The organism is Flavobacterium sp. U410, assembly GCF_053570605.1.
Genome location: NZ_JBSEFI010000021.1, coordinates 12895 through 35604, shown reverse-complemented (window position 1 = coordinate 35604; position 22710 = coordinate 12895). Strand labels below are relative to the sequence as shown.

The window sequence follows — 22710 nt, the reverse complement described above, 5'->3', positions numbered from 1 at the left end:
TGTGATTTTTAGAATGGTCCGTTATTCAAAACCTGAGCAATATGTACAAATTTGAGGTCTGATTTTTCTCTTTTGGCAATGCCTTCCTGATGCATCAGGCAAGACATATCCGGCGAAACTACATATTCTACTTTATGCCTTGTGTAATCAGCAACTTTGTCCTGCCCCATCTTGGCACTCACCGCTTCATCGGTTACACAAAACGTCCCACCAAAGCCACAGCATTCTTGTGGCCTGTCAATCGTTTCTACTTTAACTCCTGACACCTTCTTTAACAGATCTTCGGTTTTATTAAAGTAAGGTTCCTGCCACTCAAAACGGGATGCAATGTGTAAGCCGCGGATAGAACTGCAGGAATTATGGATAGCCACCGTATGCTGGAAATCTGCCCAAGGGAATTCTTCTATCTTGAGAACATCGTGTAAAAACTCTACTAATTCTATGGTTTTGTGACGGATTTCTGTAACAGTTTCGGTTTGAGGAATTGCATCCATATGGAGCTTGACGTGCTTGACACAACTCCCTGCCGGCCCAACGATATAATCAAAATTCAAATCCTTAAAATTTTCACAAAACTGAGTTTCTGTCCTTATAGAATGTTTCTGATCGCCCTCATTGGCCATAGGCTGTCCACAACAAGTCTGCTGCAAAGGTACTGTGACCTCTACGCCCAATCGCTCCAAAAGCTCAAGTGTGGCAATACCGACTTTGGGGTAAATCAGATCTATATAACAGGGGATAAAGAGTGCTACTTTCATTACAAAATTTTATAGAAACTCTAAATTAGCAATATTTCTTCTTTTCCTGATTAGGCTTAGGATGAAAAAAGCATATACGAGAGGTTATTTATATTGAGTAAAAATAATTTGCCTGGCATTAAGACAATAAAAAAGACTTTTGAAATCAAAAGTCTTTTTTCAGAATTTCATCTCTTTTTATTTTCCATTCTTCTAATTCTAATAAATCTGAATATGTAATTTCATTCTTTGGTTTGGTTTGTAATAATTTCTCATATTTCATTTTTCACGATTTTTAAGCGAGATTGCGTACAACGTCCCGTGGCTTTGCTTAGTGGCTGAAAAGCAAGCCTAAATTATTGAATTAAAAACAAATTTTACAAACACAAAACAGTGTATAAATTTTGCCAAAACAGCCATTGAGCAAAACCACTGTTATAAACAGTTATATTATGGGATGTCACACTTGGTTTTATAGAAATGAAGAATATTTAAAAAAACAATTAGACTGCGAATTTCACGATTTATTTAGAACGTCTTATGATGAAAATAAAATACTTAGGTCATTTGAAGAAACGATGATTTATATAAAAGAAAACAATTGTCAAATTTTTGAATACACCGAAGAAAAATTAAAGGAGTTTTTTAATAAATATCCTGATGGTGTAATTGAGTTTGGATAATTGTTTATAACGGGAAACGCATTGGCGAAGTGGCGGATAAATTGGACGAAAAGTTCAATTTAGCGAGAACGTAGCCGATGTGTTTCCACATCGCTAACTTACAACAAAAAAGCGAATGTGGAACACATTCGGCGGGAAAAAATGTACAAAAGTTCAATTTAGCACTTAACCCGCCATTTTGCCAATGCGATGTTAGCAGAAGTTTTTTTTCAACTATACGTATCGTATTTTATTCTTTCACAAATTTTACACTTACTTTTTTTCCTAACATTGTTTCCGCACGAATAAAGTACATACCCACCGATAATTTTTCTGTATTTATACTTTTCGCATTAGTTACTTTTAATGAATTTTTGCCGTCTGCTGTATAGATTTCTATGTTTCTCAATTCTTCAGAAAAATGTAATATATTCTTTACTGGATTGGGATATATGCTTAATTTATTTCCTCCGAATTCTCCAACAGATAGATTTTCAGGAGTAAGCTTTATCACCCAGTAATCTTGAAGTCCATGGTTTCCGGTTACGTCTCCGTTATTGGAATAGGTATATCCTGCTACAATATATTCGTTGTCTGCAGTTTGTTTGATGGAATAAGCTTCTTCGGAATTTGTCCCTCCCAAAGTTTTTTGCCATTGGAGTGTGCCGAAAGTATCAAGTTTAACAACCCAAATATCATTGGCACCATGGTTTCCGGATACATCTCCATCATTAGATGTAGTAGTTCCCGCCATAATATACCCACCATCTAAAGTTTGTTCAATAGAATAAATAGTATCAGAATAAACTCCACCCAGAGTTTTTTGCCATTGGATATTTCCAAAAGTATCAAGTTTCACTATCCAAGCATCATTGCTACCATGGTTTCCGGATACATCTCCGTTATTAGAATTAGTGTATCCTGCAACAATATATCCTCCTTCTGTCGTTTGTTGTATGGATAAACCTTCTTCATAATCAGTTCCGCCAAGGTTCTTTTGCCATTGAATGTTTCCGGAAGCATCAAGCTTTACCACCCATATATCAATAAATCCGTAATTTCCGGATACCTCTCCGTCATTAAATGTACTGTTTCCCCCGATAATATACCCTCCGTCTGCCGTTTGTTGAATGGAAAAAGCAGTCTCAGATCCGGTTCCTCCGAGTGTCTTTTGCCATTGGATGCTTCCGGAAGTGTTGAGTTTAACTACCCAAAAATCAACTTCACCATGATTTCCAGATACGTCCCCGTCATTTGAATAGGTCATCCCTGCCACAATATATCCACTATCAGAAGTTTGTTGGACGGAATAGGCATGCTCATAACCAGTTCCGCCAAGGGCTTTTTGCCACTGGATGTTACCGGATTCGTCAAGTTTTACCACCCAGAAATCTCTGTCCAAATGATGTCCTGATACATCACCATCATTTGAATAGGTATATCCAACCACAATATAGCCGCCATCCGAAGTTTGTTGAATGGATTCTGCTCTGTCATCTGCAGTTCCACCAAGAGTTTTCTGCCATTGGAAGCTACTGGAAGCATCAAGTTTTAATATCCAGAAATCATAATTTCCATGGTTTCCGGATACATTCCCATCATTTGAATTTGTATATCCTGCTATGATATATCCATCATCTGTGGTTTTTTGAATAGATTTGGCAATATCTATACTTGTTCCTCCAAAGGTTTTTTGCCATTGAATGACAGGGGTAGTTTGTGCAACAATGTTTGCACTAAAAAGCAGAATGAAAAAGAAATGTAAAGTTACTTTCATTAGTGATGAATTAAGGTTACGAAGTTATACATTATTACTCTTAGCTTATATTATTAAATCTTTAATTTACTGTGTTTTTTTAGGAGAGTATTATATTTTGCGATTGTATCTTCCTTTTAGCGAATTGTTTATATAAAATTTCTGCTAACGGTTTTGGTATTTATGAAGGGCGGGATTAGATGTACAAAAGTTAAGCTTTGCACTACCGCTTAATAGAATTAATGTCGCTGAAATTATGACGTTCAGCCCGCCTTTTATAAATACCATGTTAGCGGTTCGTTGTTGTTTTCGTGTATTTTTTTATTCGTGATAACCCTTTTTTACTTGTCGTTTTGAAATCCACCAATAATTTCCACAAGGGTCAATTATACCCGATTGTCTGTCTTCGTATGGCATATCTGCTGGTTCAAATTCAATTTTCGCTCCATTGTCAACGGCTCTTTGATGAACAGCTTCTACATCGTCAACGAAAAGATAAAGTGCTGTTCTCATTCCTTCAAATTGTTCTCTGGCTTGACTAATCATAAAGCAAGTGTCGCCTATTTGCAGAATACAGTTTGCTATATCTCCATTGGTTGGGTTTACAGAACGGTTAATTTCTTTCGCAAAAAAGGCATTTTTCAGAAAGTCAATTAAGAGTTGTGGTTTGTCAACAAAAAGATATGGAGTAACTGTATGAAAGTTGTCAGGTTTGTATGTATTAAGTATGTCGTTCATTTTTTACATTTTTAGGTTTAGAATTTACTTATCTTTTTTATTCAGTCATTTTTAGGGGTGCGTTTTTCTACAATGACCGCTAACGGTTCTTGGCTAGCTGATGTTGTGGTGTTTTGTTACTAGCCAAACCAAATATACGAATACTTTCGGATTTTCGGAGAAAATTCGGAAGTAGGCGAGAAGCCACAATAACAGCTAACCAATGTTGTGCATTCGTTTTTATAATTTCTGTTTAATAATATAAATTTTATCCTTGTTTAAATCTTTAAAATCAAATTTGTTATTTAAGAAAACAATATCACTTAAAACTTTCATTCTACGATTTCTTTCATCATTTAATTTCACCGATTTGTAATTTAAAAAACTTTCTATTGATTTATCAGTTCCATTTCCACAATCTAAAACAACTAGAAATTTATAAAAATCACTTTTATCAATTAGACTTTCTTTATATTTTAGTTTATAAGCATCAATAAAAAGATTTTTTTTCTGAATTGCACTAAATTTTCCAATTTCTGAATCAATACATTTTATTTCGGCAAGAATTTTAATTGGTTCGTTAAATTCTATATCAAAACCTTTTGTATTCGGTCCAACTTTATCAACTTTATATTTTAAATCTTTTACGGTTTCCTGTGAGAAATTAAACTTTTCTCCTAAAAAATCAATAAAGGCAAAAGTTAGTTTTAATGTCAAAACATTGTTGATATCACTTAGAGTTGATTTTAATCTTAAATAATTTTTCGCTGTAAATTTTTCTGTGAAATTTGTATAATTTCCTGTAATAACACCTAAAGAATTGTCGATTTTATCATTAAGTGTTTTTAATCTTCCTTCAAAGTTTTTTTCCATTGACTCTAAGTTTTTCATAAAATGATGCACAACGTTTTGCGGCTTTGCGTAGTGGCGGAAATAGAAGCACAAATGTTCAGTTTAGCACTACCGTAGCCAATGCTTTTTTAGTGTTGGCTAAATTACCAAAAAAGCCAATGCAAAAAGCATTGGCGGGATAGAAGTACAAAAGTTGATGTTTGTACTTAACCCGCCATTACGCAAAACCGATGTTATATGCCGTTTTTATTCTTCGTTCAACTCTTTTTGGACTTTTTTTGGTAATCCAGCAACAATTAAATTATAAGAATCGATAATCCACTTTTTAAACTGTTCTGTTGTGATTTTTCCGTTTGTGCTTATGCTGTTCCAATGTTTTTTGTTCATATAATAACCGGGATTTACTTCCTCAAATTGTTCTCGTAATTCAACCGCTTTTTCTGGGTCACATTTTACGTTTACAAGTTTAAAAGTTGTGATGTCGGTTGCACAAAACATTTTCCCTTTCACGGAAAACACAAGTGTTTTGTCGTCAAAAGGCAAGGATTCTTCCGCACCTTTCAACGACAAACAAAATGCTCTTAATTCTTCGATGTTCATTTTTATTCGGCTTTTTCGGCAAATCCAAGAATATATCCATTAAGGTCTTTTAAATAAAATTCCTGCATTCCGTACCAAGTTGTTTTCAGCTCGGTTACTTTCAGATTTTTCGATTTCATTTCTTGATGAAATTCCTTAATTCCTTCAATGTCCATATAAAATGAAACGGATGCTCCGATTGGCAAACCTTGTGCAAAAACAACATCTTCCTTGAATGTGTCGGTGCGTTGAAAAAAAATCTCCACATTGTCTTTTTGCATCATTGCATAGACATACTCTTTATTTTCAGCAAAGCCTTGTTCTATTGCGTCTTGTGTCGCTGGAACAGTCATTATCAATTTAAAACCGAAGTTTTCTGTATAATAAGCGACTGATTTTTTCACATCTGTTACTTCAAAATTTGGGGTGAGTTTCGTAATCTTCATTATAAATCTTTTTGGTTTATGATGCAAAATTACTCTTACTCTTTGGTTGCTAATTGTAAAAATCGGACGTTTTCGTTTTTGAATAATTTGCTTGGCGTTGTTCCTGTATATCTTTTGATTTCTTTGATGAAATGTGCTTGGTCAAAATAATTTTCGCTTGGGAAAAGATTGCCTTTAGAAATATCCTTGTAGGAAGAATTGCAACGAACAATATTTAAAAACGACTTCAAAGAAAATCCAAATTGTTGGTTGAAATAACGGTTTATTTGGCGACTGCTCCAAAATACATTCTCCGAAAGCTGCTCAACGGATAAGTTTTGTTTGCTGTAAATCAGTTCAAAAAGTTTGAGTTTTCTGTTGTCGATTTCTTTTAAATGTTTGATTGAATTTTCTAACCGATTAAAAATATCAAAAACAAATTTTTCAAATTCATCAGTTGTATAGATGTTTAGATTCCAAAATGTTTGTGGTAAATTTTTGGTTTTGTTCAGAATAGATTTTATTTCCTGCTGAAATAAATATTCAGTTGCCAAAAGCTTGAAACGAACAGCAAATATTTTTGTTGATTTTGGAATATTTACGTTAATAGGATTAGTCCAAACCCCTGTGAGTTTTACAAGGGTCAATTTGTTGTTTTCAAATTGGGCAATCAAGTCAAAATATCCGTCTGGAATAATGGTATGCTCAAAATCAGTTTCAAAAGTTTCATATTCCCAAAAACTTTGAATGAAGTTCGTCAAAAATCCCTTCGGTGCTATTTCTCTGTATTTCATTGACGTAACGTTGCTCTAAAATGGCATATAACGGTCCTCGGCTATAAAATTGTGGCGGAAAACCGCACACCGAGCGATTCCAAATATAGAATTTAATTTCAGATTTTCGGAGAAAATTTGGAAAATATGCGCAAACCTAGCCATGATTTATAGCCGATGTTGGCAGCTGCCTTTTATTTTTCCGCAGTAAGTAAAATTATACACACAGTATTTAGTTTGTTAATTATTGGTGTAAAAACAACAATAGGAACTTTTTATACAATGAATTTTACTGCATTCTTTGAAATTATTTGAATTAAATATAAGAGCTTTTAAATTAATTAGTTAGTATAGTTTAAAGTGTTTTAAATATGGTTGAAAAATATGTGAAAGTATTGTTTCTTATATATTTTTCTTATAAAAAATGACTGATTACTAAGTTTGAGCTATCTAACTTTAAATAAAATGATAATGAAGAAAAGTAACATTTTTAAGAATCTTGTTTTGGCTGTTTCAACTTTTGTAGTGGCAACTAGTTGCAACTCTGATGATGATTCTAATTCAACTCCAAGCGAACCATCTATACCAACAAATGGATTGGTTGCATGGTATCCTTTTAATGGTAATGCAAACGATTTAAGTGGAAATAATCTTAATGCAAATGTTGTTGGTGCAACACTTACTACTGATAGAAATAGTGGAGTTGGTAGAGCTTACGATTTTGATGTCGCCACCGCTAGTTTTGGTTTACAAAATGATGAAGTTTTTGTTCCTTATTCTTCTTTAATGAATGTTAGTAACATAACAGTTTCTGTTTGGCTTAATCCACGTTCATATTTTTGGAATGGTAATCCAAGTGATGCAACTTCAACAATTATTAATCGTTTTCAAAACGGCTATTCTACTCCAAACGGACAAGCATGGGGAATTACATTTGACGAAACATCTGTGACAGGTTTTATTGTTGGTAGTGATGGAACTGGAGGTTCTAGCGCAGTATCAAATAATGCCTTGTCACTTAATCAGTGGCATCATATAGTGATGTCTTATAATGGCAGTCAAATCAAACTATATGTTAACGGAGTTCTTAAGGCTACACAAAATTACTCTGGTGCTATGAATACTTCAGGAAATTCTGGAATCTCAATTGGGGAATCAAACCAAGCCAACGGATATTGGTATCATACCGATGGAAAAATTGATAATGTAGGGGTTTGGAATAGAGCATTAACTGATGCGGAAATACAACAATTAAGAAATTATCCTAACTAATTTTTTTATGGAAAATCAAACTACTCAAAAATGGTATCAAAAACCAGTAATCGTTATTTTATTTTTAATTTTCTTTTTTCCTGTTGGACTTTACTTGATGTGGAAATATGACTTATGGTCTAAAACTACTAAGGTTTTAGTTTCTGTTTTTTTTGGGTTGTTAGTTTTGGGAAATATTAGTAAAAATAGCGCATCATCAGAAGATTGTATTGGTAATGTTAGGGCTTATGAATTTGGACAAGAGATGGCAACATTTTCTATAATGAGTAATAATTTATCATTATCTGAATCTATTCAGGCTTATTCAGATGGTATAGGCGTTAACCCTCCTTATGATTCAGATAATGCATGTGTTAGAGCAGGTTTTAATGACGGGAAAAATAATGTTGAAAGCCCGTATAATAAAGAAGGTAAAAATTGGACATCTTTTTAAAAGAATTATTATGGCACTATGTAGATGTAAAGAAAAACACTCTAATCCCAAAGGGAGAAAAAAAGTGTATGTTAAAGATGTTAAGCCTTTGAATTATGACAAAACATCTTCGATTTGCGGAATTAAAGACTGTGAAAATGCTGGAATGATATGGCTGACAGAAGAAGAATTAATTCAATACAATTCCGGTGTAAAAATATTTTCTTATGCAAGTGGAGTATGTAAAGTAAAAGTTGAATAGGGATATTAATTTTCGACAAAATACTGAGGATTAAGTTGTATTTCTTTAATGCGCTTGTCCTCATTATTTTTTTGATAGATAAATAAATCATTCTCATTAATATCTAAAACAAAAGCTAGCTTTTGTTTTAGATTATTAAGAACTGAGTCTTTTTTCTTGGTAAGTGTGTTGTAGTTTGTCCCGTCGTTTTTAGAGAAGAAGTCTACAACTTCATTCATTTGCAAAGGATTGTTGTAGTTTTCGAAGAAAAATAAGAGTAAATCTTTTTCTTCATTTGTTAAGTTGTTTACGACTTTTTGTTTGTGGTAAAAAGCATTGTTTTTACAAATGATTGCATTTAGTTCTTCTTTTGACGCTTTTTTACGTTTAGTAATGTAAAAAAGGAATGAACCGATTAAGATTAAAACTGAAACCCCAATTGTATAATAAATCCATTTATTTGCTACTAGGGAAGTTTCTTCAATAAATGAACTTGTATAGGAAGAAAAAGGTTCAATTGTAACAATTACAGATGGATTCTGCGAACTGGTTAAAAGATAGATTATTTCCTTTGTTTTGGAATTGTATTTTTCTTTTTTAGAAAAATAATATTTGTCTTTTGGCTCTGTAAATTTTAATGAATTACTCTCAAAATCGAATTCAAACAGTCTGTTGTTATCGTAAAATAATTGGTTTTCAGTTTGAAAAGTAGCCAATCCGTTGAAGTTGTATAATAGTTCTTTTTGATTGTTTATAGTACCGATAAAATCCCATTCTCTGGTTTTTAAATTGAGTTTCCAAATATCATTTAACTGCTTTGAGTTTCCTGTTGTTTGTTTTGTTTCATTATCATCACTATAGCCTGAAACGATATACAGGAAATCATTTTTTAGAAATGACATTGAGCCTTGTCGTGGCTCAGGAATTTTTGAGTAATCGTTGTATTTAACAAGTTCCCATTCTTTTGTTTTGAAATCAAACTTTGTAAGTATGTTTTTGTGAGTAAATAAGCCATAACCACCCCAAAAGTATATTTCATTATTATATACAAAATGATTGGAGTTAAATTGGTTTTTGTGTTGAAAGGATTTATCAATTCGAATGATAGAATCATTTATTAGTTCATAAACTTCTCCGCAACCATTATAAACCAAGTAATTTTTTCCTCTTATATGAAAGAAGTCATAATCAAATTTGTCTAAAGCAAGCATTTGATTGTTTTTGAAACTAACTTTTTCCCAAACAGTGGAATTGAACTTTTTTTTGAAATAGTTTGTAAAATTATTGAAAACTAAATATTCTTCATTTTTGTAGTCTATTCCGATTTGAGTTTCAGTATTATCAAGTTGAAGCGAGTTGCTTTGTGCTTGAATTGAATTTACTGCAATAAAGAATGATAGAATTAAATATAGAGTTTTTAGTTTCATAAAATAGGTTCCCAATATTTTCAATAGCACAAAACTAAAGTTTTTTAAACGTTCTGTTGAGTCAAGGTTGCTGCCAACGGGCCGCGGCTTGGCGATAGTGGCGGATTAGAAAGCCAAAACTTTCAATCTTTCACTAACTTGAGCAACAGCTTTTTATTATTTACTAAATTAACAAAAAATGAAATATAAAAAGCTGTTGCGACAAAAAATGTACGAACTTTCTATATTTCCCATAACCCGCCATTTCGCCAAACCGATGTTAGCGGTAGTTTTTTCTTATTTCATGTAGGATTTCTTTCATTTTTGGTTCAATATTTAGTTCGTCAAATAGTTTTTCCGATAAATTTAATGAGTTTTCAAAAGCTAAAATTATATTTTTAGGATTTAAATCTGATGTTACTGTTTTATACGCAAAATACCAAGTCGTATCAATATCCTTTTCAAGACTTTTAGTTGGACTTTCCCAATGTTGGGTTTTGTTTGTTCTTGCTCTAATAAGCCAAAGCAAATATTTATGAACATTTGATAAACTATGATGAGCATGAGCAAATTCTTCTCGCTTAATTAAGTTGCTTGTTGTCAGTATAACATTCAGTAATGATTGACTTAACCACAAGATGTTTTCATTTGTTATTCTTTCGGGCGATTTCGTTTTGATTTGATTTAGTGTTTTCGTTAAATGTCCGTCTTTGTCGATTAGGTTCATTTGGTCAAAATCGCTAAATGCAACAATTCCGTCCCAAGATTTGATAATTTCAATTTCCTCCGTTTTTAAAAAATGAAATTCGCCTCTGACCATATTCTCAAAAATAGCAACTTCGCTTCCATATTCATTTGTAAAATATAATGCCACAGGATGAATTTGATTTACCCATTTTTCCGACGAGAAATTTTCTTTATTTTTTAAAAAGATGTAAAATTCGATATCAGAATATTTATCTCCTTCGCTTTTAGTAAATGAACCATACATAAAAACAGCGGAAACATTTTCGTCTTGTTGAGCTATAGATTTTGTTTTGTTAATCATTTGTAACTGCGTCATTTCTTCTAATTTTTAAAAGTTGATAATAGAAATTCTCACTGCTTTTTGAAAGCAATAAAAAAGTTTCACTTTTTTTATTTTGAACAGTTACTTATAGCTTCATCGGATTATATTTTTTTTATGTTCAACATTCTGTTTGGTAAAATTACCGCTAACGGGAAACGCATTGGCGAAGTGGCGGATAAATTGGACGAAAAGTTCAATTTAGCACGACTGCGAGCCGATGTGTTTCCACATCGCTAACTTACAAATAAAAAAGCGAATGTGGAACACATTCGGCGGATTAATATGCAGAAAGTTTCAATTTCGCACTTACCTCGCCATTTTGCCAATGCGATGTTAGCGGCTGCTTTTTAATATTTCAACATCTGTTTCATCTTAATTCTATATCGAATTTTTCACTAATCTCCTTTCTAATATTTTCCTGAATCTCATTTATTTCGCTATTCAGGAGCGTTCTGTCATTCGAACGGTATGTGATTCTGTAAGCCAGAGACGTTTTTTCCAATTTTTTAAATTTATCAATTAAACTGACATTTTCAATCAGGTCCTGGCCAACTTCTCTTATTATTTCACAAAAATTATTATGTTGATTCCAGAAATTTTCGCTTGTTTCTGCATAATTGTTAACCCAAAATGATACATCCTTTAGAACAGGCGGAAACTTTGAATACTCTTTAAAATCGGTCAATCCATTTTTAAATTGATTAATAAAGCGAGCATCATTAGTCCATAAATATCTGATGTCAGGTATATTGCAATAAGATAATAACAAACGGTCAATTCCTAATCCAAAAGCCCAACCAGTTCCATTAATATTACAATTCTTTAGAATCTGAGGTTGGATAACACCTGCCCCCAGCACTTCCATCCACTCTGAATCTTGTCTTACCTCTATCTGTATTGAAGGATTTGTAAAAGGAAAGTAATCATCTAAAAATCGGTATTCCTTACCGGGATATAAATATTTTATTAATCCTTCCAAAGTATTTTTTAAATCGACAAGAGGGTCTATTCCATTGGGAACGATTTTAACTCCTTCCATCTGATGAAAAACAGGATAGTGAGTTTTATCTATTGTATCTTTTCTGTATACATCTCCTGTAGCAATAAACTTTGTATGACCTTGTTTTAATAATTGATTCTGATGAGCAGAAGTGTGAGTTCGTAAAACATGGTCTTCATCAACATAATAAGTATCATTCATTGAACGGGCAGGGTGGTCTTCAGCAATAAGCAAATCATCAAAATTGTCTTTTACAGTAACAACTTCATTTAAGTTGTCAAATATTTTGAAATCTTTGAAATACAACTGAATTTTTTCTTTTAATTGGCATATAGGATGATTTGCTTTATTATGCAATTTTAAGTTTCTCTTTTCATTTATTGTTTTACTAATATTATTCATCGCAAATAAAATTTAGGCTGCGTTTTGCAGTATTGATAATTTAAAAAATAAGAAGTTTTGATTTGGAAGTCCGTACGTAACGGACAAAATTAATTTATACTGGCTCTGGCGAGCCAAAAAAGAAAAATGAAAAGAAGAATATGTTATTTGCTGTAATCATCAATGCAAAAGTAGAAAAAAAATTAATTTTTCTCTCAGAAGCAGGATTTTTTTCAAAGTTGCCGCTAACTAGTAAATATCAACAAATATATATAACTTTTTGGTTAGTTTGTATCGTCTTATAATCTCTTTTTGAGTCTTTTTTCAAGCATTCGGTCTAGTGGACTTACAATTTTATTATTGGCTTCGTTGCTAATGTGGGTATAAATCATCGTAGTTCTAATATTGTTATGTCCTAATAATTGCTGAATGTATCGTATATCGGTGCCGTTTTCTAATAAATGAGTGGCAAAACTGTGACGTAAAGTGTGTACCGAACCTTTTTTGGTCAACCCGCTTTTTTCTAAAGCTTTGCGCAATACGGTCTGAACACTCGTAGTACTATAAGGTTCACCCGCAAATTGCCCCTCAAAAACATAGTTTTTTCCTTTGTAAACGGTTTTGTAACTTTCTAAAAACTTAGCAATAGAGTAGGGTAACATCACTATTCGATCTTTATTTCCTTTGGCGTTTTTTAAGTGAATCTTGTAATCCGTAAAAGAAATGTCATTCCATTTTAATGAAACTATTTCGCTCACACGTAATCCTGCACCATATCCCATCAATAAAAGAAGCTTGTGTTTTGGATTTTCAACCGATTTGAAAATTTGTAAACATTCTTCCATTGAGAAAACAACGGGAAGTTTCTTTTCTTTTTTAGGACGTGGGAGTTTAAATTCCATTGTTAGATCACCTAAAACTTGATGGTAATAAAAGTGTAACGCGTTAACCAAAGAATGACCGGAGGAAGCTGAAAGTCCGCTCTCCATAAGACTTCCTAAATAGGCAACTAGTATTTCTTTGCTTAAGTTTTTAGGATTCTGGTAGTTATGATCTTTTAAAAATTGTACAAAAGCATTGCCATACGTTCTAATGGTATTGTTACTATAATTAAAAGCGAGTAAGGTATTGAGGAACAGATTAGTAAAATCGTGACAATATTCGGGTAGTTGTTCTAAAATTCTACCTTTGGTTTTACTTAATAAAAGCTGTTTTCGGTTTCTAAAATTCTTTTCAGACAAATAACCTTTGGGTAAATTTCCTAAAAACTGAATGCCATAAGGTTTAAAATGCAATTGCAAAGCTTCCACAACCGATGGCGCCGCCGGAAGCAAATAACAATCGTGTATTTTACTGTAACGAACCATAGAAAAACGTCTAATTTTTTCGTGTAAAAGAATATTGTTTGATACAAAAACGCGCATCCATTTCGTATCTTCAGTATGCGGTAAAAAAGTGAGAATTCCTTCTAATACTTCTTTTGTTTTGTCGAAATAATTAGTAGGTACAACTTCTTTTCCTAATAAATCCTCAATTGCTTTTTTTACAAATGGATGCCTTGTAGCCATGAAAACACGTTGCGATTTGTGCCAAAAAATGCCTTTAATTTTCAGTAATTCTTTGGTAATCACATTATGAAAGTGTAATTTAAAAACCCAATATTTACCCACATCTTCTAATAAGGTAAAACGCAATTTTTCAGCAAATGGAATATCCAATTTATGTTCAGGTTTTTCCACTTTTTGGGGAACTAACTGACGTTCGCTCTGTTGAGCTATGGGTGGAAGGTCACGATTTTTAAAAATATCGGCCACCGGTTGAAAAGTGCTACCATCAGAAGTTTCAACAGTTATCGCCTCAAAATTCTGTAAAAGCAATTGGTAATTCTTATTTGTGTATTCTAAATACCAATACCGTTCAACAAAATTGAATTGGGCACCAAAAGATTTTAATTTTTCCTTTGTAGCAAAATCATAATCAAAGAAAATACCAATCTTAGGCACATCATAGTACATTACTTTTTTTAGGCGAATATTCATTTTAAAAGGCTTATAATAAGTCAAATATAACAATAAAAAGTAAGAAAAAAGAGTTTTTAGATAGAAATTATTGGTACGAAATATAACTTGGTTTTCCCACTTGGTAATCGGAAAGTTTAAGATCGTTATTTTCTAATGAATTGGTTTTTAAAACATTTTCACCTTCATAAGGAATACTTGGATAGAAAGAAAAAGAAATCTGGAAGCTATTGAAAACCAAATAATCATTGTTAATAAGAACACCTAAGCTGAATTTAGGAAAAATTCGGCTTTGAAATAAATTTTTAGAATTATCTGCCAAGGCTCCAAAGGTAAAATTAGCATAAGGACTAAAGTGAAATCCATACCAATTTTTAGGAACATACGTTTGCATCTGTAAAGCTAAAAGCCAACGTTGCGTTCCTACTAAACCATCTGTGAAATTCTGTAAGCCATTGGTTCCGTTTAAGGTAAGTTGGTCTTTAACAGAAGGATTTCGATTGTTTCCCCAAGTATAACTTGGTTTTATAAATTGCCGAAAGCGCCATGACCCTATATTCCAAAGCGGACTGATGTATTGAAAACCAACAGAAAAAGCCAGTTGTTCCGTTTTACCATCATTAATAAAGCTTCCCCATTCCGTTGAAGCGGTTAGGTAACCAAAAGGATAGCGTTTCCCTTTAGAAAATTTAGCGCCAAAATAGGAGCGATTATCTCCGTTTTTGGTTTGTTTACCAAAGATGAGCGCATAAATACTTCCATAAGGAACGTCTTCGGTAATACCATAGTTAAATAAATAGCTGTCTTTATAATATTTTTGTGCAGTAAAAGCCAGTTGACCAATAATATTATTTTCAGAAGCAAAAAATGAAGTAGGGTCAAATGTGGGATCAGGAACTACAGTATATATTTTTTTATTAAAGGTAATGGAAGTGATCAAATTGGTTGTTTTTCCTAAATATGTATTAGGATTTAAGATTTTAAAAGCTCTTCCGTACCAATATTCTTGATACTCTGATTTTACAGTTTGTCTATAAGTACTGTCAGGATAAACAAAATTTTCTGTAGCTTCCCGATTTTCAAAATAAATTCCACCGGCATTTTTAGTTAATGGCGAGAAAAAATTTCGGGTTAATCCAATAGTCCTAGAACTGTTGCTATCATAATCTTTTTGATAGGTTAAATCAAAAGAAATGTAGCTGTTCTTGATATTATTGATCGTATATTGTGCATAATGCGCATCTCTGGGTGAAGAGAATTCTTTCTTATAGCTTCCGCTAATTCTATGGCCATAGCCTAGAATATTTCGTTCTGTTAATTTTGCTTCCCAATCACTCGACGTTAAATTTCCTGTTGGAATTAAACTCCAAGAATCCAATAAGGTAACATAAACGTCTACAGAATCTTGACTTTCTGTAGGTTGGGGGAGAATAGTTACTCTGCGGACATATCTTTGGCTACGAATCAAACGCTCCGATTCTTGTAGTTTTAAAGTATCGCAGGGATCATTCTTTTTAAAGAGTAATAAATTTTTAACGGTAAATTCTTTGGTTTTGGCATGAACTGCATTTCCAAAATGTTCAAAGCTGCTATTAGGAACCTGTGTCGTATCTGTAATAGAATAGCCAAAAGGATCTAATGTTTTGATATAGATATTTCGAATCACTTTGCCACTGGAGATACTATGGGCTTGATGCAATTTTTCCTGTTTTTTTTGACTTTCCTCTTCCTTTTCTTTGTTTATAATTGTTGTTGTTGTAAGATGAGACGGTCTGAAAAACAAACGATACATAAATTTTGAAAACTTCCCTCTTTTAGAATAGTTGTAAATATCATGATAGATAGTAGTGGAATCTCGATCTTGAACTGTAACCTGTGCTTTCAATTGGGAACACCCAATGAAAAAGAACAAAAATAAAAGTATGTAGTGCAACTGTAACTTCACGATTCCTGATTAACGCCCTAAAGTACTATTTATTTTGGATGGAATAAAAAAAATCCGCTTATTAAAGCGGATTTTTTCTCTATTTTCTATAATCTCTTCTCTTTCTTTTAGAGAGAAAAAATTACAAATGAATCACTTCTCCGTAAGCATCAGCTACAGCTTCCATAACCGCTTCACTCATAGTAGGGTGAGGGTGAACCGCTTTTAAGATTTCATGACCAGTAGTTTCTAATTTACGAGCGACAACAGCTTCAGCAATCATATCAGTAACACCAGCACCAATCATGTGACAACCTAACCATTCACCGTATTTAGCATCAAAAATTACTTTTACAAATCCGTCAGGTGTTCCAGCAGCTTTTGCTTTTCCTGAAGCAGAGAATGGGAATTTACCCACTTTAATATCGTAACCTGCTTCTTTTGCTTTTTTCTCTGTTAAACCAACAGATGCAATTTCAGGAGTAGCATACGTACAACCCGGAATATTTCCGTAATCTAATGGTTCAACGTGCATTCCTTTGATTTTTTCGACACATAAAATACCTTCAGCAGAAGCCACGTGTGCTAAAGCTTGTCCTGGAACTACGTCACCAATAGCATAATATCCCGGAACATTAGTTTGGTAATAAGCATTTACTAAAATTTTATCTCTATCCGTAGCAATTCCTACTTCTTCTAATCCGATGTTTTCAATGTTAGATTTGATACCAACAGCTGATAATAAAATATCGGCTTCTAAAACTTCTTCTCCTTTAGCGGTTTTAACGAAAGCTTTTACACCGTTTCCGGAAGTATCAATTCTTTCTACAGAAGAATTAGTCATAATGTTGATCCCTGCTTTTTTCAACGAACGCTCAAATTGTTTTGATACGTCTTCATCTTCCACCGGAACAATATTTGGCATAAACTCAACAATAGTCACTTCAGTTCCCATGGAATTGTAAAAATGAGCAAACTCAACACCAATAGCTCCCGAACCTACAACAATCATTTTCTTTGGTTGTTCCGGTAATGTCATTGCTTGTCGATAACCAATTACTTTTTTACCATCTTGTGGTAAGTTTGGTAATTCACGAGAACGAGCTCCTGTAGCAATAATAATATGATCAGCACTATATTCTGTTACTTTTCCGTCAGCAGCAGTAACGTCAACTTTTTTGCCCGGTTTAATTTTACCAAAACCATCGATAACGTCAATTTTATTCTTTTTCATCAAGAACTGAACACCTTTGCTCATTCCGTCAGCAACTGAACGAGAACGTGCTACTACAGCATTAAAGTCTTTATCGAAATTTTCAACCTTTAGACCGTAATCTCCAGCGTGTTTTAAATAATCAAAAACCTGAGCTGATTTTAATAAAGCTTTGGTTGGGATACATCCCCAATTCAAGCAAATTCCTCCCAAATTTTCTTTTTCTATAACGGCTACTTTAAAACCTAATTGTGAGGCTCTAATGGCAGTAACATAACCACCCGGACCACTTCCTAAAACGATGATGTCGTATTTCATTGTAATTCAGTTATTTGTTTTTTAAATTTTGAAAGAGAAACTTGTAATGTACTTTCTCTTCAAAACATTTTTGGTTTGTTTATTATTGTTTGCGAATTTAAGCAATTATTTTTAATTCGTAATCGATTCCAAGTTATTACAAATTCATTTTAATGCTATTTATTGATTTAAAGCAAATTGGGCTTCATACAATCCTTTGTACATTCCATTGGTGATTTGTAGTAATTCCTGATGTTTACCTTGTTCTACAATCTGACCTTTATCCATTACAATAATTCTGTCGGCATTAATAATAGTAGCTAAACGGTGGGCAATAACAATTGACGTTCTGTCTTTCGTGATTTTTTCTGTGGCTTGCTGTATTAATTCTTCCGAATAGGTGTCAATAGAAGAAGTAGCTTCGTCTAAAATTAAAATACTTGGATTAGAAACATAAGCTCTTAAAAAAGCAATCAATTGGCGTTGACCGGAAGAAAGCATCACGCCGCGTTCTTTTACGTTATAATCATAATTGTTTGGTAAACTCATAATAAAATCATGAACACCTATTTTTTGTGCTGCAGTAATAACATCTTCTTTAGTGATAGAATGGCTATACAGCGTAATGTTGTTCAAAATAGTATCGGCAAATAAGAATACATCCTGTAAAACTACGCTAATTTGTTTTCTTAAGCTGGCAATGGTGTAGTCTTGAATAGGAGTAGAGTCAATACTGATTTCGCCCGAATCAATTTCATAAAAACGATTTAATAAATTAATAATGGTTGATTTTCCGGCTCCGGTACTTCCTACAATGGCAATGGTTTCGCCGGGTTTTACTTCCAGATTCACACCTTTTAATATTTCTTCACCCGGAATGTAACTGAAACGAACATTTTGAAAACGAATATCACCTTTAAGATGACTGGCTTCAACCGTTCCGATATTTTGAATGTGGCTTTCGGTTTCTAATATTTCAAAAACTCTTTCGGCAGCAATGATCCCCATTTGCATGACGTTGAATTTATCTGCAATTTGGCGCAAAGGGTTAAACAACATTGTAATTAGCATGGTGTAGGCAAATAGATCACCGAAAGAAGTGGTGGCATCTCCTTGTAAAATTTCTTTTCCTCCATACCAAATGATAACTGCTAAAGTAAAAGATGAAACGATATCGGCAATGGGGAAGAAGATGGAATTATACAGAATATTTTTTAACCAAGCTTTGTTGTGTTTGGCATTGATGACTTTGAATTTTTCGTACTCAATTTGCTCACGATTAAACAACTGAACAATTTTCATTCCGGTTAAACGCTCTTGAACAAACGTATTCAAATTGGCGATTTGATTACGAACTTCGTTAAAAGCAACCTTCATTTTTTGTTGGAAAATATGAGTAGCATAAACCAAAATGGGCATAGCCAAAAGTACAATCAAAGTCAGCTGCCAATTCATATAAAACATGATTCCGATGATGACGATCATTTTCAAAACATCACTTACGATCATAAACAACCCTTGACTAAAGATGCTGGCAATAGATTCGATATCGGAAACAGTTCGGGTAACTAATTTTCCAACAGGTTCTTTGTCAAAATACTGCAATCGGAAAGAAGTGATGTGTTTGAATAGTTTATCGCGAATGTCTTTGATAATATCTTGTCCCAACCAGTTGGCCCAATAAGTAAAATAAAATTGAGAACTCACTTCAAAAAGAAGCACAACAGCCATGATAATTACATAAATCAATAACCCTGATCGATCATGAGTATTCAAATATTTATCTACGGTTTGTTTGAGTAAATAGGGTCTTGCTGCAGCAAAAATCGAAAGCAAAATAGCCCAAACAATAACCCAATTAAACCTTTTTTGATAAGGTTTGGCATATTGCATTACTTTTTTTAAAGATTTGGAACGAATAGGATTCATGTAATTGCTGTTTCTGGATTTTAATTTCGTTTTGTTTTAGTTCTTTGGTAAATATAATGCCATTTGATCAATTTCTACTTCGTCTAAATGCCCCATTTTACTTTCATCTTTGGTTATTAAATGCATGTGTAAAAAAGAGTCATGATGTGTAAAAATACCTTTATGTTCAGTAGAGAAAAAGCCAATTATTTCACAATCTACATTGGCTAGATTATACTTTACTCGCCCTTTGTGTACATCATCCGGAGAAGAGACTTTAGTCCCTTCAGGTAAATTTTGAATGTGAATTATCGCTTTTGAAACAGAACCAATTAACTTGAAAGCAAAAGGACGTTTATTTTTGATCGTTCTTTGATCTATAAATTTTTCTAAATCATTAATGTTCTTTACTGTTTCAGGTAATGCTATTTCATTCCATTGATTAACATTTCCATAAACAAAAAACGGAGCTGAAACATCAAATTTCTTTTCAACAACCATAGTAGAATCAGAAGTTACTTTTGAAATATAACTTACACCATTGTTAATTAATAATTCGCCTTTCAAAAAGCTTTCGGGTCCAATACCGTAAAGACCTTTTTTGTTAGTTATAGTATCTAAATTTATTTTGCTTTCTAGTTCTCCTTTCCACATGACATTTTTCATTGCACTAACAACTTTAACATCAGCGTAGGTTTTTTCAGAAGGAACTTCTTTCGTTGCATTTTGACAACTAAAAAGTAAGCTTGAGAAAAGGATTATTATAATCTTTATTTTATTCATTATCAAATATAAGGGTATTCCACTTTAACTAAATATAAACCGTGAGCAGGAACAGAAAACCCAGCTTTGCTACGGTTTTTACTTTCTATAATATTCCTGAAATCATCTAAAGAAATCTTGCCTAAGCCTACATCAACCATGGTTCCTACAATAGCACGAACCATGTTTCTTAGAAAACGATCCGCTGAAATGGTAAAAATCATTTGATTACCTTTTTGTTGCCAATGCGCTTTATAAATTTTACAATTAAAAGTATGTACATCGGTATTTACTTTTGAAAAACATTCAAAATCAATGTATTCAAATAAAATTTGACAAGCAGCATTCATTTTGTCTATGTCTAACTGACGAAAAAAATACCAGCTTCCTTCATTTATGAATGCATCTTTAAACGTATGAAGGTAATATTTATAGGTTCTTTGGGTAGCATCAAATCGAGCATGAGCTTCATCATGAACCGGAATAAAGTTATATATAACAATATCTTGCGGTAAAAATGAATTCAATTTTTTAATTAAAACAGGAACATCTAGTTCGCTTTCATAATCAAAATGAGCATACATTTCTTTAGCATGAACTCCGCTATCGGTGCGACCGGCACCCACAATTTCAATAGGCTGCTTCAAGATTAGACTCAACGCTTTTTCTAGTGTTTCTTGTACTGAAACTGCATTGGGTTGTATTTGGTAGCCAAAATAATTTTTTCCGTTATAAGCAAATTTGATGAAGTATCTCAAAATATAGTAGTCAGTCTCCGGTAATTAGTTTTCAAAAATTTATAAAAAGCAAATTTAAAAAGAAAATATGGTTTGAATATCTTTTTTTAGTTTTGTTTAATAAAAGTAAAAATTAAGGATTTCATTTTTCAAAAAACATATAAATCCAAACAAATTGTACCTTTGAGGCATGAAAAAGATATTATTGTTATCCGATACTCACAGTTATATTGATGATGCTATTTTGAAATATGTGAACCAAGCAGATGAAGTTTGGCATGCCGGAGACATCGGAGACTTAGCAGTCACTGATACCATCCAAAAAATAAAACCTTTACGTGCGGTTTACGGTAATATAGATGATACACAAGCACGTTTAGAATTTCCGCTCAACAACCGATTTATGTGCGAAGAAGTAGATGTTTGGATCACGCATATTGGCGGTTATCCGGATAAATACAATGTAGCTATTCGCGAAGAGATCAGAAAGAATCCACCCAATGTGTTTATTTGTGGACATTCGCATATTTTAAAAGTACAATACGATCACAAATTAAATCTCTTGCACATGAATCCCGGAGCAGCCGGAAAACATGGTTTTCACCATGTAAGAACTATGTTGCGTTTTGAAATTAACGGTAAAAAAATTGAAAAATTAGAAGTTATTGAATTAGGACTTAGAGCATCAATTGGTTAAAAATTGAATTATTGTTTCAATAACTCTTTTATCGCCTAAAATTTTACGATGCCCTAAGCTTTCTGTCATATAAAGATTTCCTCTTTTTAGGCGCTTTACAATGTTTTCAGAAGCAGTATAAGGAACATCATCATCATCTTTATCGTGTATGGCTAAAACCGGTATATCAACACTTTCTGCAGCTATATAAGCAGAATATGATTCCATATCGCCTTTTAATTGTTTTTCAAAAGCTGCTTTCATTTTTTCTCCGTATATACTTTTTAATTTCAGTTTACGAACAAAATCATTAACAATATCAGTGACGCTATCACCGCTACCAATGATTACTGCTTTTTTGACTTGTAATCCTTGTTTAATAGCATTCAAAACGGTCATTCCTCCTAAAGAGTGACCAATGGCAAATTCAAACGGACCGTAATGTTTTTCAATTTCCATGACAGAAGCAATAAAATCGGTCATTAAAGCCATTTTTCCTGTTGACTTTCCATGTGCCGGAGCATCAAAACTAATAGTTTGATATCCCAAATTAACTAATTCATCTGCAATTTTTACCAATTGTGTGCCTCTGCCTGACCAGCCATGAACTAAAAGAACTTTTTTGTCGCCAGTTCCATATTCATAAACCATGACTTTATTTTGAATAGAAGGTACATCTAATAATTTTTGTTTGGTGTTTTCTTCCATATCAAACTCTCTTTTGGGTAGTTTATGTTTAATAGGAGTTGAAAACAATTTTTGAGCAAATTTTACCGTTAATTCAGAAGAAAGCTTTTGTAAAACACTAGCGGTTAATAAAATAATTTTAGGAATTGATGTACTGGCGTTTTTTTTGTTCTTTTTCATTTTGGATAATTGAGTATGACAAAAGT

23 protein-coding genes are annotated in these 22710 nt (G+C 32.9%); 6 read left to right on the top strand and 17 right to left on the bottom strand.

Annotation, left to right across the window (positions count from 1 at the left end):
* Positions 1-8: 8 nt before the first annotated feature.
* Positions 9-758 (bottom strand): (Fe-S)-binding protein, encoded by a 750-nt coding sequence (locus ACUSJC_RS13510; RefSeq protein ID WP_076782926.1) that lies wholly within the window; start codon positions 756-758, stop codon positions 9-11.
* A 431-nt stretch (positions 759-1189) separates the two neighbouring features.
* Here ACUSJC_RS13510 and ACUSJC_RS13505 point away from each other — a divergent pair, with 431 nt between their 5' ends.
* Positions 1190-1420 (top strand): hypothetical protein, encoded by a 231-nt coding sequence (locus ACUSJC_RS13505; RefSeq protein ID WP_449270092.1) that lies wholly within the window; start codon positions 1190-1192, stop codon positions 1418-1420.
* 229 nt (positions 1421-1649) lie between these two features.
* Here ACUSJC_RS13505 and ACUSJC_RS13500 read toward each other — a convergent pair whose 3' ends face one another.
* From ACUSJC_RS13500 to ACUSJC_RS13475, 6 genes are all read right to left on the bottom strand, one after another.
* On the bottom strand, positions 1650-3176 hold the full coding sequence (locus ACUSJC_RS13500) for a T9SS type A sorting domain-containing protein (protein ID WP_449270091.1): 1527 nt from the start codon (positions 3174-3176) through the stop codon (positions 1650-1652).
* Between the two features lie 300 nt (positions 3177-3476).
* Complete coding sequence (locus ACUSJC_RS13495) at positions 3477-3893, bottom strand: VOC family protein (RefSeq protein ID WP_273074671.1); 417 nt, start codon at positions 3891-3893, stop codon at positions 3477-3479.
* 219 nt (positions 3894-4112) lie between these two features.
* Entirely contained in the window at positions 4113-4745 is a 633-nt protein-coding gene (locus ACUSJC_RS13490) for a hypothetical protein (protein ID WP_449270090.1), read from the bottom strand.
* Between the two features lie 225 nt (positions 4746-4970).
* Positions 4971-5324 carry an MmcQ/YjbR family DNA-binding protein gene (locus ACUSJC_RS13485; RefSeq protein ID WP_165135984.1) on the bottom strand — a complete coding sequence of 118 codons (354 nt, stop codon included), beginning with the start codon at positions 5322-5324 and terminating at the stop codon, positions 4971-4973.
* A gap of 2 nt (positions 5325-5326) precedes the next feature.
* Positions 5327-5749: a VOC family protein gene (locus tag ACUSJC_RS13480; RefSeq protein WP_213188546.1), complete on the bottom strand. Its 423-nt coding sequence runs from the start codon at positions 5747-5749 to the stop codon at positions 5327-5329.
* 35 nt (positions 5750-5784) lie between these two features.
* Positions 5785-6522: a DUF6597 domain-containing transcriptional factor gene (locus ACUSJC_RS13475; protein WP_449270089.1), complete on the bottom strand. Its 738-nt coding sequence runs from the start codon at positions 6520-6522 to the stop codon at positions 5785-5787.
* 450 nt (positions 6523-6972) lie between these two features.
* Here ACUSJC_RS13475 and ACUSJC_RS13470 point away from each other — a divergent pair, with 450 nt between their 5' ends.
* Genes ACUSJC_RS13470 through ACUSJC_RS13460 form a run of 3 tightly spaced genes read left to right on the top strand, consistent with a single transcriptional unit; the run spans position 6973 to position 8447 of the window.
* A complete protein-coding gene (locus ACUSJC_RS13470; protein ID WP_449270088.1) occupies positions 6973-7773 on the top strand; it encodes a LamG domain-containing protein in 801 nt (266 codons plus the stop codon).
* 7 nt (positions 7774-7780) lie between these two features.
* A complete protein-coding gene (locus ACUSJC_RS13465) occupies positions 7781-8206 on the top strand; it encodes a hypothetical protein (RefSeq protein ID WP_449270087.1) in 426 nt (141 codons plus the stop codon).
* Between the two features lie 10 nt (positions 8207-8216).
* Positions 8217-8447, top strand: coding sequence for a hypothetical protein (locus ACUSJC_RS13460; RefSeq protein ID WP_449270086.1), 231 nt, complete (start codon positions 8217-8219; stop codon positions 8445-8447).
* Between the two features lie 5 nt (positions 8448-8452).
* Here the strand turns inward: ACUSJC_RS13460 and ACUSJC_RS13455 are convergent, their stop codons facing one another.
* Together ACUSJC_RS13455 and lnu(H) are read right to left on the bottom strand one after the other, a co-directional pair.
* On the bottom strand, positions 8453-9853 hold the full coding sequence (locus ACUSJC_RS13455; RefSeq protein WP_449270085.1) for a kelch repeat-containing protein: 1401 nt from the start codon (positions 9851-9853) through the stop codon (positions 8453-8455).
* A gap of 259 nt (positions 9854-10112) precedes the next feature.
* Entirely contained in the window at positions 10113-10895 is a 783-nt protein-coding gene (lnu(H), locus tag ACUSJC_RS13450; protein ID WP_449270084.1) for a lincosamide nucleotidyltransferase Lnu(H), read from the bottom strand.
* A gap of 120 nt (positions 10896-11015) precedes the next feature.
* Between lnu(H) and ACUSJC_RS13445 the strand changes: the two genes are divergently transcribed.
* On the top strand, positions 11016-11138 hold the full coding sequence (locus ACUSJC_RS13445) for a hypothetical protein (RefSeq protein ID WP_449270083.1): 123 nt from the start codon (positions 11016-11018) through the stop codon (positions 11136-11138).
* Between the two features lie 130 nt (positions 11139-11268).
* On the opposite strand, the gene srmL is transcribed toward ACUSJC_RS13445, so the two are convergent.
* The 7 genes from srmL to truA all read right to left on the bottom strand — a co-directional run bounded on the left by srmL (position 11269) and on the right by truA (position 21162).
* Complete coding sequence (gene srmL, locus ACUSJC_RS13440; protein WP_449270082.1) at positions 11269-12303, bottom strand: PheS-related mystery ligase SrmL; 1035 nt, start codon at positions 12301-12303, stop codon at positions 11269-11271.
* 278 nt (positions 12304-12581) lie between these two features.
* Positions 12582-14321: a tyrosine-type recombinase/integrase gene (locus ACUSJC_RS13435; RefSeq protein ID WP_449270081.1), complete on the bottom strand. Its 1740-nt coding sequence runs from the start codon at positions 14319-14321 to the stop codon at positions 12582-12584.
* Between the two features lie 67 nt (positions 14322-14388).
* Positions 14389-16185 carry a hypothetical protein gene (locus ACUSJC_RS13430; RefSeq protein ID WP_449270080.1) on the bottom strand — a complete coding sequence of 599 codons (1797 nt, stop codon included), beginning with the start codon at positions 16183-16185 and terminating at the stop codon, positions 14389-14391.
* 181 nt (positions 16186-16366) lie between these two features.
* On the bottom strand, positions 16367-17755 hold the full coding sequence (gene lpdA, locus ACUSJC_RS13425) for a dihydrolipoyl dehydrogenase (protein WP_449270079.1): 1389 nt from the start codon (positions 17753-17755) through the stop codon (positions 16367-16369).
* 159 nt (positions 17756-17914) lie between these two features.
* Positions 17915-19663: an ABC transporter ATP-binding protein gene (locus ACUSJC_RS13420; RefSeq protein ID WP_449270078.1), complete on the bottom strand. Its 1749-nt coding sequence runs from the start codon at positions 19661-19663 to the stop codon at positions 17915-17917.
* 36 nt (positions 19664-19699) lie between these two features.
* A complete protein-coding gene (locus ACUSJC_RS13415; RefSeq protein ID WP_449270077.1) occupies positions 19700-20425 on the bottom strand; it encodes an acetolactate decarboxylase in 726 nt (241 codons plus the stop codon).
* A 2-nt stretch (positions 20426-20427) separates the two neighbouring features.
* On the bottom strand, positions 20428-21162 hold the full coding sequence (gene truA / locus ACUSJC_RS13410) for a tRNA pseudouridine(38-40) synthase TruA (protein WP_449270076.1): 735 nt from the start codon (positions 21160-21162) through the stop codon (positions 20428-20430).
* Positions 21163-21331: 169 nt separating this feature from the next.
* On the opposite strand from truA, the gene ACUSJC_RS13405 reads away from it, so the two are divergent.
* Positions 21332-21838: a metallophosphoesterase family protein gene (locus tag ACUSJC_RS13405; protein WP_449270075.1), complete on the top strand. Its 507-nt coding sequence runs from the start codon at positions 21332-21334 to the stop codon at positions 21836-21838.
* On the opposite strand, the gene ACUSJC_RS13400 is transcribed toward ACUSJC_RS13405, so the two are convergent.
* Positions 21827-22684 (bottom strand): alpha/beta fold hydrolase, encoded by an 858-nt coding sequence (locus ACUSJC_RS13400; RefSeq protein ID WP_449270074.1) that lies wholly within the window; start codon positions 22682-22684, stop codon positions 21827-21829. The two genes, ACUSJC_RS13405 and ACUSJC_RS13400, sit on opposite strands and share 12 nt — an antisense overlap.
* Between the last annotated feature and the right edge of the window lie 26 nt (positions 22685-22710).

Bases quoted from the DNA above. Each gene is read 5' to 3' on its own strand.
- ACUSJC_RS13510 (WP_076782926.1), bottom strand. From the start codon at position 758: ATGAAAGTAGCACTCTTTATCCCCTGTTATATAGATCTGATTTACCCC.
- ACUSJC_RS13505 (WP_449270092.1), top strand. From the start codon at position 1,190: ATGGGATGTCACACTTGGTTTTATAGAAATGAAGAATATTTAAAAAAA.
- ACUSJC_RS13500 (WP_449270091.1), bottom strand. From the start codon at position 3,176: ATGAAAGTAACTTTACATTTCTTTTTCATTCTGCTTTTTAGTGCAAAC.
- ACUSJC_RS13495 (WP_273074671.1), bottom strand. From the start codon at position 3,893: ATGAACGACATACTTAATACATACAAACCTGACAACTTTCATACAGTT.
- ACUSJC_RS13490 (WP_449270090.1), bottom strand. From the start codon at position 4,745: ATGGAAAAAAACTTTGAAGGAAGATTAAAAACACTTAATGATAAAATC.
- ACUSJC_RS13485 (WP_165135984.1), bottom strand. From the start codon at position 5,324: ATGAACATCGAAGAATTAAGAGCATTTTGTTTGTCGTTGAAAGGTGCG.
- ACUSJC_RS13480 (WP_213188546.1), bottom strand. From the start codon at position 5,749: ATGAAGATTACGAAACTCACCCCAAATTTTGAAGTAACAGATGTGAAA.
- ACUSJC_RS13475 (WP_449270089.1), bottom strand. From the start codon at position 6,522: ATGAAATACAGAGAAATAGCACCGAAGGGATTTTTGACGAACTTCATT.
- ACUSJC_RS13470 (WP_449270088.1), top strand. From the start codon at position 6,973: ATGAAGAAAAGTAACATTTTTAAGAATCTTGTTTTGGCTGTTTCAACT.
- ACUSJC_RS13465 (WP_449270087.1), top strand. From the start codon at position 7,781: ATGGAAAATCAAACTACTCAAAAATGGTATCAAAAACCAGTAATCGTT.
- ACUSJC_RS13460 (WP_449270086.1), top strand. From the start codon at position 8,217: ATGGCACTATGTAGATGTAAAGAAAAACACTCTAATCCCAAAGGGAGA.
- ACUSJC_RS13455 (WP_449270085.1), bottom strand. From the start codon at position 9,853: ATGAAACTAAAAACTCTATATTTAATTCTATCATTCTTTATTGCAGTA.
- ACUSJC_RS13445 (WP_449270083.1), top strand. From the start codon at position 11,016: ATGTTCAACATTCTGTTTGGTAAAATTACCGCTAACGGGAAACGCATT.
- srmL (WP_449270082.1), bottom strand. From the start codon at position 12,303: ATGAATAATATTAGTAAAACAATAAATGAAAAGAGAAACTTAAAATTG.
- ACUSJC_RS13435 (WP_449270081.1), bottom strand. From the start codon at position 14,321: ATGAATATTCGCCTAAAAAAAGTAATGTACTATGATGTGCCTAAGATT.
- lpdA (WP_449270079.1), bottom strand. From the start codon at position 17,755: ATGAAATACGACATCATCGTTTTAGGAAGTGGTCCGGGTGGTTATGTT.
- ACUSJC_RS13420 (WP_449270078.1), bottom strand. From the start codon at position 19,663: ATGAATCCTATTCGTTCCAAATCTTTAAAAAAAGTAATGCAATATGCC.
- ACUSJC_RS13415 (WP_449270077.1), bottom strand. From the start codon at position 20,425: ATGAATAAAATAAAGATTATAATAATCCTTTTCTCAAGCTTACTTTTT.
- ACUSJC_RS13405 (WP_449270075.1), top strand. From the start codon at position 21,332: ATGAAAAAGATATTATTGTTATCCGATACTCACAGTTATATTGATGAT.
- ACUSJC_RS13400 (WP_449270074.1), bottom strand. From the start codon at position 22,684: ATGAAAAAGAACAAAAAAAACGCCAGTACATCAATTCCTAAAATTATT.